This window comes from Flavobacterium macacae (genome assembly GCF_003865365.1).
Lineage (GTDB): Bacteria > Bacteroidota > Bacteroidia > Flavobacteriales > Flavobacteriaceae > Flavobacterium > Flavobacterium macacae.
The window spans coordinates 55,854-72,699 of the sequence record NZ_RQVR01000013.1; the positions used below are offsets into that span (position 1 = coordinate 55,854).

Here is a 16,846-nt window from a genome sequence, read left to right on the forward strand (position 1 = left end):
AAACCCGATCACGAAAGTTATCGGGTTTCTTGTTTTTGCAAACTTAAAGCCTCTGAAATATTTATAAATAATTACCTAACTAAAGAAAAATGTGATTTGAATTCTTTGTTCGTTCCATCTTCTCACTTATATAAAATTCTGAACCAATAATCAGATGAAAAGACGGGCTGACCTTCAAAAGTTCCATCCCATCCATCCGCACTCCCGTTTAGATATTTCAACAGTTTTCCAAATCTATCATCAATGTAGATCTTAGCATCTCGCCCACTCAGCCCATTAATTCTCCAAAAATCATTTACACCATCCCCGTTTGGAGTAAAGAAATTAGGATAGTTTAATAGATAAACATTCAAGAATAAATCATTACAACCATTAGGGTCTTTTATCGTGATCACATGTTCCCCAGAACTCACGTTTTCAAATAAATTACTTTCTTGAAATTGCCCATTATCAATAGCATACAAATAATTTCCGGATCCTTGCGCAACCACCACTGTCACCGATTGATTAGCGCTAAAATCAGTTGTAATTGCAGTCGCAACAGCTGTTGCCGAAGGATAAACCGTACATGAAGTAGATTCTGAACATCCTGTTACTGTATTTGTTGCGACAACTTCATAAAGTCCTGCCTGAATAACATTATGAGAATTGCCGGTTGTTACCAGTAAATTCCCATTAAGTCGCCATTCAAAAACAAAACCAGAATTTGAAATCCCGCTATGTAACGTTACAAAATTTTCAATTTCTCCAGTTGCATTATTCACACACAAATAAGTGTCTTCAAACTCTGGATTTGGCTTTTCGCCTACCGTAATGGAACTGGTTTCAACAGCCGTACACGAACTATTTAACGTATATATTATATTTACATTTCCGGAAGAAATTCCTGTAACAACACCATTCATCTCAACTGTTGCAATTGTGACATCAGAAGTTGACCATGTTCCACCAGCTGCTGCGTTAGAAAATGCAATTGTTTCTCCAACGCAAACAGAATCATCACCTTGATTTGGCGTTAAATCGGGCATTTCTTCGATTAAAATTTCAAAAAACGTTGTGCCTCCAACATCACAATTAGGAATTGTTTCAGCAACTGTATAAGTTACAACATGAACGCCAAGTGAACTCAATGCTACAGAAATTTCGCCCGTAATGGAATCAATTACTAATCCTGAATCAGATGAAAAAGTTCCTCCTGAATTAAAACCTGTAATTAAATTTGGCGAAATCTAACTATTCCCTTCTGTTATACAAATAGGAGTCTGATATGAAAAATCTGTAATGTATTCATTCGAATTTTCAATAAAAATTTCAAAAGAACTTGTACCAGCTCCGTTGCAATCTTCAGCTCCTTGACCATATGAATACTCAATGACATGCAATCCCAGCGAACTTAAAGAAGGATTAATCGCTCCTGAATTTGGATTTATAACTAATCCTGAATCAGATGAAAAAACTCCCCCAATTGTAAAACCAGTAACTGTCGTGGGAACTATTGTGGTGCTGTTTTGACAGATTATAGGAAAATATGAGAAATCTGTAATCGGGAGCATTCCGTCACTTATTCTTATCTGTGCGGCATTCGTAACAATTGTGGCTTGAGCTGCAACTAATTCGCAATAAAACTGCGATGCGTCAAGGTCAACTGAAACCTGATTTATTGTCAAGGTATTTGTATCTACACCAGAATACATGGCTCCATTTGCTAAGGGCAACCAAACTCCACTTGCGTCAAGTTTTTTCCATTGATAGGTATATTCTGTACCATCACTGTAACTAAATGATATTGTTGTTGAGCTATTTACGCAGGCTACTTGACTGTTGGGTTGATAAAGTACCGGCAAATCAAATATTGTTTCGTGCGAACCTAAATTCTCACAAGTAGATGTACTTAAAATATCCCAATCACTCTCGTCAAAAAAAGTTTTAGGAGCAATAGCATCAGGATTTCTAATCATAGAATAGCCTTGATAACTAGGCGTGTAAACCAAATCTAAAATGATGTTGTTATATACCAATTCTAAGGCATCATTTTCATTAATACCAAAATCGTGGTATTGATGATAGAATACGGGGCATGGCACATCATCAAATCCAACTATAAAAATCCCACCTGGTTCAATAGTACCTGTCAGATTTACTTCATAGTTAAATACTATGTCTCCAATATTCGCATACCTTTTTATTTTATATCCAGACAAATTAATACTATTAAAACTTCCATTATAGAGCTCAATAAAAGCTCCATTAATTGAAGAATCATATATTTCTGACATATACAAGTCTGTCAAATCAGCACCTTCTGAGATTATTTTTGTAAAAATTTCCCCAGTGATACTTTCACAATCATTAGTAATTACCGTTATATAACCGTTTGTATTACCCGATGGAACATAAACTTCGATTAATGAATCTGATATCACATTAAAATTAGTTGTTGCAACACCATTAAAATGAACTGAAGATGTCCCTGACCCAACTAAAAATCCACTACCTTCAATTTTAACTAAGGTGTTTTCAGGACCATTATTTGGAAAAATCGAAGCAATTATAGGCGGATTACAAATAGGTATAACTTCTCCAAAAAGTTTAAACTCATCAAAAGTAAAATTATAACCACCGGTATAAATAGTATTTGATACCGTTAAAACTACCGTAACCTCACCAGTCAAGCCTGAAATTAAATTTGAAGCATTAGTCTGTCCAATTTCAGCCCCAGTTAATAATGGTGAAATTAAACCACTCCCAACAACAATTCCGTTTATTGACATTGACCAATTTTGTGGACCTCCGCTAGTTTTTTTACCATAAAAATTAAATGATGATACCGAAAGTAAATATCCAGGAGCCACATCGAAAGTAAGAGTTGCTGTTGAATTACCCTGCATAAGCAACCCATTATTAATTTCCCATTCACCAAAGGAATTATACCACGAAGAATTTAAAAGATTTGTATCAATTGTTGTTGGAGGTGCAATATACGGATAGGTAACAACTGTCGAAGGGAAACTGTGATAATAAATTTGTCCAGATGCAGACGCAGAAAGCATAAAAAGCATCGCAAGAATAGCAATCTTAAATTGAAAATTTATCCCGAATATTTTTATCATCTTGCGAAGGTTTAAAATGATTATTAAATCATGAATCATTTTAATGAGGGACATAGAAAACCCTCAAAGCCATAAATATAGCGCTAATTTAAACATCTTTCAGAAATAACTCAAATTTTAATACTCGTTTTAAAACATAAAAAAGCCTCCAGTTGGAGGCTTTAAAAAATTATTACTTTCTTCTGTTGTCTTCAGAGTTCGTGTCGATCAATTTATTGTAAGGATCAATCCCGACTTCTGTTGGTTTTTCATCCACGATTATAACAAATTTGTTATCTATTTTATTGATTTTATGTTTCTTTAGATACAGCTGTTTTTCTTTAGTTTTGCCTTTTACTTTTTGCTCACCAAAGATTCCAACTTCCACATAATCACTTAACGGATACGAATCTACTGCATATTTTTCGCCTTTACCTTTAAAAGTAAGCGTTTTACCATAAGCATTTTGGAAAGACCTTTTCCCTTTTGCGTCAGAACGGTATTTACTGACTTGCGCATTGATCGTTACTTCATATTTTCCGTTAGGTAATTTCTTTGAAGTAAAATTTTTAACACGGTTGTCATATAACGTGATTGTTTTGAACATATCATCAATCATATATTTCAAAGAATCTGGCGTTGCTTCGTTTAAATACGACACAAATTCGATGGAATTCGTGTAAGGAGCTTCTTGATAAGCCGCTTTTTCAATGTATTTTTTCAAAGCATTGTTCATATTCTTTTCTCCGATGTAATCGCTTAAAGTATATAAGACTAGCGAACCTTTGTTATAATGAATGTACTGTTGATTCTCGTTAAACATCAGCGGTTGCTCGCTTTTGCTTTCTCCTGTTCTTCCTTGAAGATAACTATCAAGAGCGTCTTTTAAGAATTTACGCATCTGCGACTTTCCATATTCTTTTTCTAAAACTTTCAAAGAACTGTATTCTGACAAACTTTCAGACATCAAAGTCGCGCCTTGAACATTGGCACCAATCACCTGATGTGCCCACCATTGGTGCGCCATTTCGTGAGAAGTTACCGAAAAAGGATAATCAACCGCATCATCATTTTCATCATCTACATCGGCAATAAAACCAATAGCTTCAGAAAACGGAATCGTGTTGGCAAATGACTGTGCAAAACCGCCACCCGTTCTTGGAAACTCAATGATTCTAGCTTGTTTATGCTGATACGGACTGAAGTTTTCAGTATAATAATCCAATGATTTTTTAACCGCTTTGATCATTCGATCAATATTGTATTCATGCCCTTTTTGATAATAAACTTCGATAGCGACATCTTTCCACATGTCTTTTTTGATTTCATATCGAGCGGATTGATAGGCATAAAAATTCAACATCGGACGGTCCATTTTATAGTGGAAATAATTTCTTCCGTCAGCAGTCCATTTTTTCTCTAAATAACCTGGCGCGATTGCCGTTTGGTCCTCAGAAGTACTTACCGTGGTTTCAAAATTAATCCAGTCGGCATCACTTGAAATATACGTGTTTTTCCGAGCAATAGAATCAGTTGCTTTTGCCATTCTGTCTTTTGGCTTTAAACCATATCTTTTTCGGGTATCATCATCCCAAAGCTCACCATTTTCAGAATATCCAATCGAAGGAAACGAACCGTTGTTTATGAAAGTTCCGTTTTCTAAAACTGGGGAATAATTTGTAATTAAAGTATTTGGTTTGTTCTTGATTTCAAAATCAAATCTGATTGAATCTCCCGGATTCAATGGCGTTTTTAATCTGTAAATATTGAAATTATAAAGTGTGTCTTTTGAAACCAAAGTAGCTTCTTTGCTGAATTTAAAGACACTTTCATAATCAACATAATCGATAAAAATGCTGTCAATAGGATTTTTAGTTTTGTTTTTCAAAAAATAATATCCTTTTACCTTCAAATCTCTGGTTTTAGGAAAAATAGCCACATTTACATTCACATCCGTGATTCTCGGTTGGTCATAATGTTCGTATTTTTTATATTTTTTTTCCCATTCTACCATTTGTTTTTCTCTTTCTTTTTGAGAATAACGTTGATTTACAATGTTGTTTTCATAATAAATTGTCGCACCAATTGCCACAAACCCTAAAAGCGCAACCAACATGGGAACGGCTAATTTGGTTGTGAAACGTTTTTTTGCATTCGAGAATTTTTCTTTTGCAGACATTGGAATTCCTCTTGTCCAAAATAATAATGCCACACAGAAGAAAACCACTCCAAGCAATATCCAATAAAATTTATACAGATAATACAATTCAAGGCCGTGACCATATCCGTTCATGTCAGAATATTGGTAACCCGGATCAGAATTATAACTATAAATATCTTGTTCCACACCAATTTCAGGTAAGAAAGCCAAAGCGATCATTATCAAAATCAATACAAAAAATCCAAGAAGATAATTTTTGAAAAGCGTTTGAATTAAAATGGCCAAAAACGCCCAAACCACAAAATTCAGCAGTTTTATTCCGTATAATTCTATCAAATAATGTCCGATTTCAAAATTATTATAGCCGTTATAAGCTTGAATTGAAACTCCAGCAATCAAGATTAAAAGCAAAAGCAAAATCTGCATTTTGACAATTGCAATGAATTTTGAAGTCAATAAAACCCAGTTTGGAATTGGCGTTACGTCAATTAAATGATTCATTCTTGCCGTTTCACCGCGGTGAATCAAGATACCGGCGAATAAGAATGTCAAAATATTAATAAAGAAATTAAACGTAGAACCTGGCAAGAACAGCATCTGCCATGTCACCGGAAATGTTTTTGTGCCATACATTTCTCCGGCCGTAACCGACATTAAAAGGATAAACAAAAGTCCGACAAAAGCAATGACGATAAAAGCCCAGTTTTTAATAATAAATTTAAAATCAAAGTTCGAAAGACTCCAAGCGGTTTTAAAATTCTGCCATCCAGAATAGTCGTGTTTTACCACCGGAATCTCAATTTTTGTAATGCCTCCAAAGTTGTTTTTTGTAGCACGATCGCCTTTTTTACCTTTCCCAAAAGTAATTGCGGTTTGGGTAAAAGAGAATAATTTGTATAAAATTCCAAGAATAAAAAGAGAAACACCCATCCAAATCAATCGATTGTAAATTACAACTTCTTTCATCGGAAGCAGGTTTTCATTTTGTTCTGAAACCGTCCAATATTTAGTATAATAATTTAAAGCCTCACTTCCGAAAGGTTCAAAAAGCGCCACAACATAACGGTTATCAGCGTCCCTTGTAAGATTTGAAAGAATAATTTGAAGCAAGAAAACAACGATTACTCCTATGAAACCCACAAAAATATTTCTGGAAACGGTAACCAACGTAAAGATAATAACTCCGATAAAAATCAAATTCGGAATCACAAATACAAAATACGTTTGCACAAAGGCAAGAACGCTAAAGTCAGTCAGCAAATCAGGGTTCACGCCAGGCATTACTGACGCAGTTAGAATTCCTAAAATCAATGAAAGTGTTATCAAAATAACCACAAACAGGGAACTCAAGAATTTACCGGCAATGTAATCTGTTTTTGTAAATGGATAAGAAAACAAAATTGTGTGCATATTATATCGAAAATCTCTGTAAACAGAAGTTCCCACAATAATTGGAAGCAGTAAATATATAAAGGTGTTTAAACCGTTTATCAGTCCGTTTAATGCAATTGGCGAGTTTGCGTATGCACTTGAATTTCTAACCGAACTCACGCTTTCAAAAACTCCAAAACTGATACAGCCGAAAAGCAATGAAATTAAGAAAAAGAGCGATAGAAATATGTAAAACGAGGCTCCTTTCAACCATCGTTTTAATTCGAAATTAAATATAGTTGAAAACATCTTATTTATCAGATTTTAGTGCAACAAAATAAACATCTTCCAGCTGTGGATCAGCGTTTATGAAGGTTTCGTTTGGTTTTTCAATACTGTACACTTTAATATTTAAAGTATTGTCTTGGTTGTATTTTGAAGAAATTACGTTAAATTCTTTTTCATACGTTTCCAGTTCATCGCGCGTGATGATTTTGGTCCAAATGAAACCTTTTAATTTCCCTTCAGCTTCCGCGGGAGTTCCTTGTGCCAAGATTTTTCCTCCGTTTAAAATGGCCATTTCGTTACACAATTCTTTCACATCGTCCACGATGTGCGTTGAAAAAATAACAACGTGATTGGTTCCAATTTCTCTCAACACATTTAAAAAACGATGACGTTCTGCAGGATCCAAACCAGCAGTCGGCTCATCGACGATAATCAATTTTGGATTGTTCAAAAGTAATTGCGCAATCCCGAAACGCTGTTTCATTCCTCCAGAATAACCGCTTACTGATTTTCCTCTTTGTTCATATAAATTGGTTACTTCAAGTACCTTTTTAACTAGAGCTTTCCTTTCAGAACGCGAAGAAATTCCTTTTAATCTTGCAAAATAATCCAACAAAGTTTCTGCTGACATATTTGGATATACTCCAAATTCTTGAGGTAAATAACCCAAGATTTTTCGAAGCGAGATATTATCTTCCAAAACGTTAATTCCTTCAAATTCAATGGTTCCTGAATCGGGTTTCTGCAAAGTGGCAATCGTTCTCATTAATGAAGATTTTCCAGCACCATTCGGCCCTAAAAGTCCGAACATTCCTGAATTAATTTCCAAATTCAAATTATCCAGAGCTTTCACTCCATTTTTATATGTCTTGCTTAAGTTGTTTATTTTGAGCTTCATAATTTTGTGGTTATAATTGATTGATTATTTTCATTAGTGGGAAGATAGACAATTTTGTTACAGCTTTTTAACGTTTTTTTGAAATACCTTTCTCTCAAGTATATTTCAAATGGTATTGATTTTTAATCTTTGTACCTTTGCCACTTAGAAAACAAAAAAAATGATAGAAGATAAAACGCCTCAACGCACAAGCCTCTCTGATTTAGGCGAATTTGGACTGATAAAACACCTTACTTCCAATTTTGAAATCAACAATCCTTCGACCTTAACAGGAATTGGTGATGACGCTGCCGTTCTTGATTTCAAGGATAAAAAAGCAGTTGTTTCCACCGATTTATTGATTGAAGGCGTACATTTTGATTTGGCTTATATGCCCTTGAAACATTTAGGTTACAAATCAGTGGTTGTAAATCTTTCAGACATTTATGCAATGAATGCAAAACCAACGCAGATTACGGTTTCTGTAGCGGTATCAAATCGCTTTCCTTTGGAAGCTTTAGAAGAACTATTTGACGGAATTGCGACTGCTGCAAAAGAATATAATGTAGACGTGATTGGTGGCGACACGACTTCTTCTCAAAAAGGTTTGATCATCAGTATTACCGCTATTGGAGAAGCTGACGAAAATGAATTGGTGTATAGAAACGGAGCCAAAATAACGGATTTATTAGTAGTTTCTGGTGACATCGGAGCGGCTTATATGGGATTGCAAGTTTTGGAAAGAGAGAAACAAGTTTTTCAAGTAAATCCGAACAATCAGCCTGATTTAGATGCTTACACTTATATTATTGAAAGACAATTAAGACCTGAAGCCAGAAAAGATGTGCGAACTCTGCTTCACGCTTTAGAGATAAAACCAACGGCGATGATTGATATTTCTGACGGGCTTTCTTCAGAAATCATTCATCTGTGCAAACAATCAGAAGTGGGTTGTAATTTATACGAAGACAAGTTACCACTTGATCCGCAATTAATTTCGGTTTGTGAAGAATTTAATATTGACAGTACAACTGTTGCGATCAATGGAGGAGAAGATTATGAATTGCTTTTCACCATTTCAATGGATGATTTTGATAAAATTAAAGGAAATCCTAATTTTTCAATCATCGGACATATGGTTCAAGAAAGCGAAGGAATTCATTTAATCACTAGAGCTGATACAAAAATTCCGTTAAAAGCGAGGGGCTGGAATGCCTTGGAGCAATAATTTACGGGAAATTTTTAAGCATAAAAAAAGCGATGGTTTGGGGATCATCGCTTTTTTATTTTTCCAATTTTTCTAAACAGTAAATTTTAGGTTAAGTCCATTTTTGGGGCAAAAAAAGGTTACATTACAAAATTTAATTACTGGTTGTTGGTTGGGTTGTTGATTTTAATATGAAAATTTTACTTTTTACAATTGTAAATTTACACGAACATCAGATAAGTTGTTTACGGTTTTCCCGCATATTTTCAATTACAGATAAAACCTAAAATTTTATATTTTTACCATTAAAAAAGCGATGCCTGGAGAAGCATCGCTAATTTATTTTTTGGTTGGTTAAGCAGCTTTTTATTTTTGTAGGTTTGTCAAATTTGGGGACTGACAAAAGGGTGGTATTTTATTTCAACTAACTGCTTATTTCATTTTTGGCTTTAATAATTCCTTTTGAGACTTATTGTTTTTAATAACTCTGTAAAAATAATATAAACGAATTAAAGTCGTTTACAGTTTTCCCGCATTTTTTCTTTCATCAAGCTATACGTCAAAGCATTAAATTAAAAAAACCGTCATTTCTTTCAAAAGACGGTTTAATTTTTCTGATAAAATCAAGCAAAATTGGCTGGTTTAGTCACTTTTTAGAAACTAAAAAAGGTTTAAAATTTTAAAAAAGCTTGATTCTAAGTACCTAACTCAAAATTCATTTGTAAAAATAGCTTTAAATGCCGAAACTTTTTTACGGTTTAACCGCATATTTTTTGAATCAAATATAACCTCTCAATTTTCCTTCAGAAATTAATGCTTCATCATCGCCTCCTTTTAAATTAAAAATATCCTTTAAATTTAATTTTCTTTTTTCCACAGCACTCAAAGATAAAGAAGTGTGCAACGGAATATTCTTGGTCTTGACGCCTCTGGATAAGTGGTATAAAATTTGGCGATCATATTCATCAATAAGCGTTCCATCCCCCGATTGTTGACTTACAAACTTGAGAACCGTTTGGCTGTAATAATTTTCGTTTTTTAGGATTTTATCGAAAGCAATTAGAAGTTCATCAAATGTCAAGTCGTTTTTAATGATAAGTCCGTTAGGGTTAATTGACTTAATAATGTTGTTTATTTTTAAGGACTCGGTGTGCATTGTCAATAAAATAACCCGACAAGAAGGCAAAACTTTTTTCATTAATCGAGCAAGATCTTCTCCTGACAAAATATTTTTTTCTGTGTAAGGAGGCATGCTTATATCAAAAAAAGCGACGTCATATTGGATCATATTTGGGTTTACCAAGATTTCATAAGCTGATTTACAATCGTTTGCTTGCGTAATTGTAAACTCAAATTTAGAAGGGTGGTATCCCGCAATTGTGTTTTTGTAGGCTTCAATGATAAAGGGATGATCATCGACAATTAAAATATTTATTTTTTTTGTCATTGCTATTCAATTTTTGTGTTGGTTTCAATTGGGACACTGATGGTAATGGTTGTTCCTTTTCCTGGTTTTGATTTTATATCCAGTATTCCTTTGCTCGTTTCGGCTCTTGACATCATATTTTGTAATCCAATACCTTTACTTTTCTTTTTAACCGAAAATCCGATTCCGTCATCAGAAATAACCATTCTCAGATATTTTTCTGATTTCTTGATTTCGATTTTTATATTTTTTGCTTGAGCATACTTATTTATATTCTGAAGGCTTTCTTGCAGAATTCTATACAAGTTGATTTTGAGTGTATTATCAAATTTTTCCCATTCAATTTGCATGTCAATTAAAAAAGTAACCTTTGCTTCTGAAAGATTTTCTTGTTGCTCAATAAGATTGTTAATAATACCTACAAAGTTATTATTAACCGCTGATTTTTCCCGATTTAAATCATGTGAAATTTCACGAATATCTTGTTCAATATTCTTAAGTTCAACAAGATATAAATTCCTGCTATCAATCGCGGCATCATCTTGTCTTTTATTTAAGGAATCTAAATTTAATCTCGCACCAAATAACCGACCTAAGATTCCATCGTGAAGTTCTTGTGCAATTCTGATTTTTTCATTTATTCTTCCTTCTTCAATTTTATTTTGTTGAAAAAGCATTAAGTTATAAATATCTTCATTGGCTTTTTGCTGTGTTTGTTTTAAAAGCAATTGTTGCGTTCTTGCACGCTGATTTCTAATTACAAAAAGCAAAATGCCTATCATGATAACAAGACCAAAAAAGAAAATCATATTTCTATTTTGCTCGGCAAGCTTATCTTTCTGTTGAATTATTTCATCGGTTTCATACTCTATTCTGGCAAATTTGTCTTTGATTTTTCTTTCCGCATTTTGAAGACTGTCATTGATTTTAATATATTCTTCAGAATAATCAGAAGATTTTTCAGAATCAACAACTCCAGTTTGTTTCAAAGCAGCCAATACGGCACGATAATTTTTGACTTCTTTTGAAAGCGTCAAGGCTTCATTTGCATATCTCTTTGCATTTAAAGTGTCTTTTCTTTCTAAATAAAATTCAGATAAATGTATTTTTACATAAATAATTCCGACTCTTTCATTCAGCCCTTCTCTGATTTTTAAAGATTTAAAATACAATTCTGGAAGGTTTGAAAAGTCTTTAATTTTGAATTTTGAGTAACCAATATTATCTAATAAAATAGCGAAAAGAAAAGAATTGTCTTCTACTAAATGTATTTCATCAATTGCTTGCTGAAATTTTTCGATAGCCAAGTTATGCTTATTCTGACGCTGATAAACATTTCCAATATTGTTCAGCGAATTTAATTTTTGAACTTGCAAATTCTGACTGCTATTTAAAGTAAGCTTCAAAGCCTTGTTGTAATATTCCAAAGCCTTCTCATAATCTTTTAATTCAGCAGAAATAAAACCGAGTTGACTATAAACTCTGTGTCTTTTTTCAACGTTTTGACTATTATCTAATACATTAAGTGCCTTAATTGCAGAAACCTCACTACCTGAAAAATCATTTTCATAGCTCTGTATTGTTGAAATATTTAAGTATGTATTAAATAAATTTTCTTTATCTTTCAATCTCAGATAAATCTTTTCTGCTTTTGAATAATAAGAATAAGCACTGTCTTTTCTAGTAGTATTGGTGTAATAATCCCCTAAATAACTATATGCCTTAGCAATATTTACGGTATCATTAGCAGAACGTGCTTTAGCTAAAATAATTTGAGATGCCTTCTGATATTCACCAAAATTATTAATATTAAAATAGCGATTGGCAACTTTGAAGAGATTGACCCTATTTAAAGAATCATTTTTTTGATTGATTAAAATAGCAAAGGCCTTTTTATTGTAATTCAGCCGATCTTCATAAGAATAGCTTTCCTCATTGGCTTTATCTAAATAAATCGCAAGAGTATCTGTAATGCTTTTATCGGAAAAATCATTTTTCTCCTTAGTGCATCCTAAGAATAGTAGACCAATTAGGAAAAAGAGGTGGTAATATTTTTTCAATAGTCTTAAAAGTTTGTTGCCAAAAATAGTAAATCTATTGGTATAAAAAAACTTACACTAAAATCTGTTTTCTAAAATAATTCTGAAAGTAAAACAAAAAAACCGACATAACTGTCGGCTTTTTTTTATATTAATTTTATTTCTTAGTTTCTTGCAACGATATCTACTTTTTTACCGCCTCCTGTTCCTGCTTGACCATTACCAAGGTCAGTGTTTACACCACCTGTTCTTACTGGCTCGCCTTGTCCTCCTGAATCAGCTGAAGTTGCTTCTACTGAAAAAGAAGTTAATACTACTAAAGAAAATAATCCGATTGTTAAGATAGCTTTTTTCATAATGTGTTCCATTTTGTGGTTAATGAATGTTTGGGAAATTTGTTTACTATTGATTGTGATGTCTCATTCTCACGATGTAAAATTACCAAGTTATTCATTATCAGTAATCTAAATATATATATATATGGTAGAACACACCATTCTATGAGTAGATGATATTGAAATGCGAGTAAATGAACCGATTTTAAAAAAAGTTGCTTTTTGACTATAAAACTTGAAGGGAGATTTTTATATTTCTAGATAATCAGAACTAGAAATAGCAGCAATGATGAGATCCACATTACCTTTGTACGATTTTGAGAAGGGAATTTTTGTAGAGGTATTTTTTATAAAACAAACTGAATTTCCGGTATGAATCCTTGAAATATGGTTTTTGTTTATGATATAACTATTATGTATGCGATAAAATTCCGAAGGAAGTATGTTCTCAAAATGTTTGAGCGTTTTAAATGCAGTAATCATTTCACCGCTATTTAAATGCATATCAGTAGAATTATTGTCTGCTTGAAAATAAATAATGTCTGCGGCGTTTAAAAACCGATAATCGCCATATGATTTAATACAGATTGTTAACGGAGAATCTTTTGTAACTACCGAAGGAATATCATTGTCAATAAAAACCGGGGCTTGCCCTTTTGCTTCTATAGAAATTTCAGCATCATTTTGAACTGTTTTTTCAAGTCTTAAAATTGTCTTTCGAAAATCAACAATTTGATGCGGAAATATCAAATAATCAAAAACACCGAATTTTATCGCCTCATAAGCAAGGCTTTCATTCTTTGCCGTGACCACAATTTTCGGAATCGCTTTTAAATAACGGTAAAGCTCATTAATTAACAAAAGTGAAAGCTTACTTTTTTTGTCTTTTGGTTCAATTTCAAGAAAAACCAAACTCGGCTGAAATTCTAAAATTGCATTAATTCCAGCATCATAATCATTTGCAGATGCCACAAAACGAAGGCTTTGAAACTCATCACATAATGATTGAATTTTCAAAACATTCTCTTGATTATCGTTAATGATAACGTAGGAATTACTCATCAATTGCTTTTACAAATTTGTTTTTGGAATTCCAATCAGGAATGCAAAAGCCTGACCGACGATTTATCGGAGCATTTTTTGATTAAGTCTATAATGTGGCAAGTAGTTTTGGGGTACTAATCTTAACCTTTAATAAAAAATCGTTTTTATATTATTTAGTTTACATTATTATGCAAAATTTCTCCTTCTTCTATGGTACTGAACAGAGACCAATTTAGTCTATTAACTACAAAAATAGAATTGTTGTTAATACAATCTTAATTTTTGTTGATTAAATAATATTAATATCATAAAAATCCGACGAAATACATGAATTTCAGCCATTTACCTGCATATTTTTTTATTATGTAAAATAAGAAAAGCAAAAATTTTAAATCATTACCTTATGGCGATATACATCTCTAGTTTTATTGCTAACAAAAAAAGCTGACCGAAATAGCCAGCTTTTAAAAATATTTAAAATAATGATTACATTTTCACCAACCAATTTTTCATTGAAACTTCGCTGTTGATAATAGCTCTTAATTCAGAAATAGCAACACGATCTTGTTTCATAGAATCTCTGTGGCGAATCGTGACCGTTTTATCTTCTAAAGTTTGGTGGTCAACTGTAATACAAAATGGCGTTCCAAGCGCATCTTGTCTTCTGTAACGTCTTCCAACGGCGTCTTTTTCATCATAAGCCACGTTGAAATCCCACTTTAACTCTTCAATGATTTCTCTTGCCACATCCGGAAGTCCGTCTTTTTTAACCAATGGCAAAACGGCTGCTTTTGTTGGAGCTAAAACGCTTGGCAATTGCAACACCGTTCTTGTTGAACCGTCTTCCAACGTTTCTTCTTTCAAAGAATTAGAGAAAACTGCCAAAAACATTCTATCTAAACCAACCGAAGTTTCTACTACATAAGGTGTGTAGTTTTTATTTTCTTCGGTATCAAAATACTGCATTTTTTTATTTGAAAATTGCTCGTGCGCTTTCAAGTCAAAATCAGTTCTTGAATGGATTCCTTCTAACTCTTTAAATCCAAACGGAAAATTAAATTCAATATCAGCCGCAGCATTTGCATAATGCGCTAATTTTTCGTGATCATGGAAACGGTAGTTCTCTTTTCCTAAACCAAGAGACAAATGCCAGTTCAAACGTGTCGTTTTCCAGTATTCATACCATTTCATTTCTTCGCCTGGCTTCACAAAAAATTGCATTTCCATTTGTTCAAATTCACGCATCCTGAAAATAAATTGCCTTGCAACAATCTCATTTCTAAACGCTTTTCCGGTTTGAGCAATTCCGAAAGGAATTTTCATTCTGCCCGATTTTTGAACATTCAAAAAGTTTACAAAAATACCTTGAGCCGTTTCTGGACGAAGGTATAAATCCATTGCGCTTTCAGCCGAAGCTCCTAATTTGGTACCAAACATCAAGTTGAATTGCTTCACGTCTGTCCAGTTTCTGGAACCCGTTTCTGGATCCGCAATTTCTAGTTCTTCGATCAAAGCTTTCACGTCAGCAAGATTTTCATCTCCTAACGATTTCGCCATTCTTTCTAGAATTTCTCTTTGTTTTGCTTTATATTCAACAACCCTTGCGTTGGTTTTGATAAATTCTTGCTCGTCAAAAGCTTCGCCAAAACGAACTTTTGCCTTTTCAATTTCTTTTTGCGCTTTCTGGTTTAATTTTTCGGCATAATCCTCAATTAAAACGTCAGCACGGTATCTTCTTTTTGAATCTTTGTTATCAATTAATGGATCATTGAAAGCATCAACGTGGCCCGAAGCCTTCCAAGTTGTTGGGTGCATCAAAATTGAAGAGTCAAGACCAACAATGTTTTCGTGCATTTGCACCATTGATTTCCACCAATATTCGCGGATGTTTTTCTTTAATTCAACACCGTTTTGAGCGTAATCATAGACTGCGCTTAAACCATCATAAATTTCGCTTGACGGAAAAATGTATCCGTATTCTTTTGCGTGCGAAACTACATTCTTAAATAAATCTTCTTGTTTTGCCATACTGCAAAAATATAAAAAATGGATTTGATTATCGACTTTAAATTAGGAAGAAAATTTAATTTAAAATAAGATTTGTGTTGCCGATAAGATTAATTCCAGAAAAAATATTAACAATATAATTCCCCTTGATTAAATTATTTTTATGTGCGTCTACCAAAACACAAACATCAACATTTTCTTTTGCGTAATTTATTGTTGTTTTTGCGCTGTAAAAAAGAGTTTTGTTTTTTATTTCCAGTACAGCGGGCGCTTTACTTACAATATTAGATTTTGGATTTATGATTTGGATAAAAATATCTTTGTCGCCCTTTTCAACCGAAGGATTGTCTTCTAAAGTAAAACACACCTTGATTTTTTCAGTTCCTTTTAATCTTTTCGTTTCTAATATTTTCTCCGAAACAACTTTAGATCCAATCGCACTGACATTTTTTGCTTTCAATTTCTTAAGCTCCATGTCACCGACCGACCTTTTTATTTCTGTCTGAAGCTTTGCAATTTTCGAATTTAAATTTAGAATCTCTTCTTTATTGCTCTCAAGATCAATCTGTTTGGTCTTCAAAATACTGTTTAAGTTGGCCAGCCGTTTTTCTTTTGAAGTATTGTTCTTTTCAAGGATAGATATACTGCCCTTCAGTTTTTTGATAGAGGTATCATATACTGCATTCGAATCCGTTGCTTTGTTTGTATTTAGGCTGCTCTCTTTTTCTAATCTCATATTTTTAATTAAAACAGAATCATACCGGATCAAGATTTCATTTATGTCATTATTATGAATTTTTTTATCCAATTCAATACTCTCGTTCAATTCTTTTATCTGATTTTCAAAACTATACAGCTTTGCAACCAGAGTGACAATCGAAACAGAAAGTACGACGACTGAAACTTTGATGACCGCTAAATAATTCTTTCCAAACATACTATAAGATAAAATTTACGCAAAATTAAAGTATGATGGCTGTGCCACAAAATATAATCGATGAA

At 33.1% G+C, this 16,846-nt stretch carries 11 protein-coding genes; 1 reads left to right on the forward strand and 10 read right to left on the reverse strand.

All coding sequences use genetic code 11. The features are described 5' to 3' along the window. Positions 1-122: 122 nt before the first annotated feature. From EG849_RS11695 to EG849_RS11710, 4 genes are all read right to left on the reverse strand, one after another. The gene (locus tag EG849_RS11695) at positions 123-1,130 is read right to left on the reverse strand and encodes a T9SS type B sorting domain-containing protein (RefSeq protein WP_125013269.1); all 1,008 of its coding nucleotides are present in this window, start codon (positions 1,128-1,130) and stop codon (positions 123-125) included. A gap of 99 nt (positions 1,131-1,229) precedes the next feature. After that, on the reverse strand, positions 1,230-3,110 hold the full coding sequence (locus EG849_RS11700) for a lamin tail domain-containing protein (protein WP_158611948.1): 1,881 nt from the start codon (positions 3,108-3,110) through the stop codon (positions 1,230-1,232). A 172-nt stretch (positions 3,111-3,282) separates the two neighbouring features. Continuing rightward, the gene (locus EG849_RS11705) at positions 3,283-6,930 is read right to left on the reverse strand and encodes an ABC transporter permease/M1 family aminopeptidase (RefSeq protein WP_125013271.1); all 3,648 of its coding nucleotides are present in this window, start codon (positions 6,928-6,930) and stop codon (positions 3,283-3,285) included. 1 nt (position 6,931) lies between these two features. Next, positions 6,932-7,807, reverse strand: a complete 876-nt coding sequence (locus tag EG849_RS11710; RefSeq protein ID WP_125013272.1) for an ABC transporter ATP-binding protein — start codon at positions 7,805-7,807, stop codon at positions 6,932-6,934. 160 nt (positions 7,808-7,967) lie between these two features. Between EG849_RS11710 and thiL the strand changes: the two genes are divergently transcribed. Further along, a complete protein-coding gene (gene thiL / locus EG849_RS11715) occupies positions 7,968-9,014 on the forward strand; it encodes a thiamine-phosphate kinase (RefSeq protein ID WP_125013273.1) in 1,047 nt (348 codons plus the stop codon). A 757-nt stretch (positions 9,015-9,771) separates the two neighbouring features. On the opposite strand, the gene EG849_RS11720 is transcribed toward thiL, so the two are convergent. From EG849_RS11720 to EG849_RS11745, 6 genes are all read right to left on the reverse strand, one after another. Continuing rightward, a complete protein-coding gene (locus EG849_RS11720) occupies positions 9,772-10,440 on the reverse strand; it encodes a response regulator (protein WP_125013274.1) in 669 nt (222 codons plus the stop codon). 2 nt (positions 10,441-10,442) lie between these two features. After that, entirely contained in the window at positions 10,443-12,479 is a 2,037-nt protein-coding gene (locus tag EG849_RS11725) for a tetratricopeptide repeat-containing sensor histidine kinase (protein ID WP_125013275.1), read from the reverse strand. Positions 12,480-12,622: 143 nt separating this feature from the next. Beyond that, positions 12,623-12,826, reverse strand: a complete 204-nt coding sequence (locus EG849_RS11730) for a hypothetical protein (RefSeq protein ID WP_125013276.1) — start codon at positions 12,824-12,826, stop codon at positions 12,623-12,625. 216 nt (positions 12,827-13,042) lie between these two features. Continuing rightward, positions 13,043-13,855, reverse strand: a complete 813-nt coding sequence (locus EG849_RS11735; RefSeq protein ID WP_125013277.1) for a LytR/AlgR family response regulator transcription factor — start codon at positions 13,853-13,855, stop codon at positions 13,043-13,045. A 468-nt stretch (positions 13,856-14,323) separates the two neighbouring features. Further along, positions 14,324-15,865, reverse strand: a complete 1,542-nt coding sequence (locus EG849_RS11740; protein ID WP_125013278.1) for a glycine--tRNA ligase — start codon at positions 15,863-15,865, stop codon at positions 14,324-14,326. Positions 15,866-15,920: 55 nt separating this feature from the next. Beyond that, entirely contained in the window at positions 15,921-16,781 is an 861-nt protein-coding gene (locus EG849_RS11745; RefSeq protein WP_125013279.1) for a kinetochore Spc7 family protein, read from the reverse strand. Positions 16,782-16,846 lie beyond the last annotated feature (65 nt).

What these genes read in the sequence shown, in the direction of transcription:
- EG849_RS11700 (WP_158611948.1), bottom strand. Translation starts at nt 3,110, where the DNA reads ATGATAAAAATATTCGGGATAAATTTTCAATTTAAGATTGCTATTCTT.
- EG849_RS11705 (WP_125013271.1), bottom strand. Translation starts at nt 6,930, where the DNA reads ATGTTTTCAACTATATTTAATTTCGAATTAAAACGATGGTTGAAAGGA.
- EG849_RS11710 (WP_125013272.1), bottom strand. Translation starts at nt 7,807, where the DNA reads ATGAAGCTCAAAATAAACAACTTAAGCAAGACATATAAAAATGGAGTG.
- EG849_RS11745 (WP_125013279.1), bottom strand. Translation starts at nt 16,781, where the DNA reads ATGTTTGGAAAGAATTATTTAGCGGTCATCAAAGTTTCAGTCGTCGTA.
- EG849_RS11730 (WP_125013276.1), bottom strand. Translation starts at nt 12,826, where the DNA reads ATGGAACACATTATGAAAAAAGCTATCTTAACAATCGGATTATTTTCT.
- EG849_RS11735 (WP_125013277.1), bottom strand. Translation starts at nt 13,855, where the DNA reads ATGAGTAATTCCTACGTTATCATTAACGATAATCAAGAGAATGTTTTG.
- EG849_RS11720 (WP_125013274.1), bottom strand. Translation starts at nt 10,440, where the DNA reads ATGACAAAAAAAATAAATATTTTAATTGTCGATGATCATCCCTTTATC.
- EG849_RS11740 (WP_125013278.1), bottom strand. Translation starts at nt 15,865, where the DNA reads ATGGCAAAACAAGAAGATTTATTTAAGAATGTAGTTTCGCACGCAAAA.
- thiL (WP_125013273.1), top strand. Translation starts at nt 7,968, where the DNA reads ATGATAGAAGATAAAACGCCTCAACGCACAAGCCTCTCTGATTTAGGC.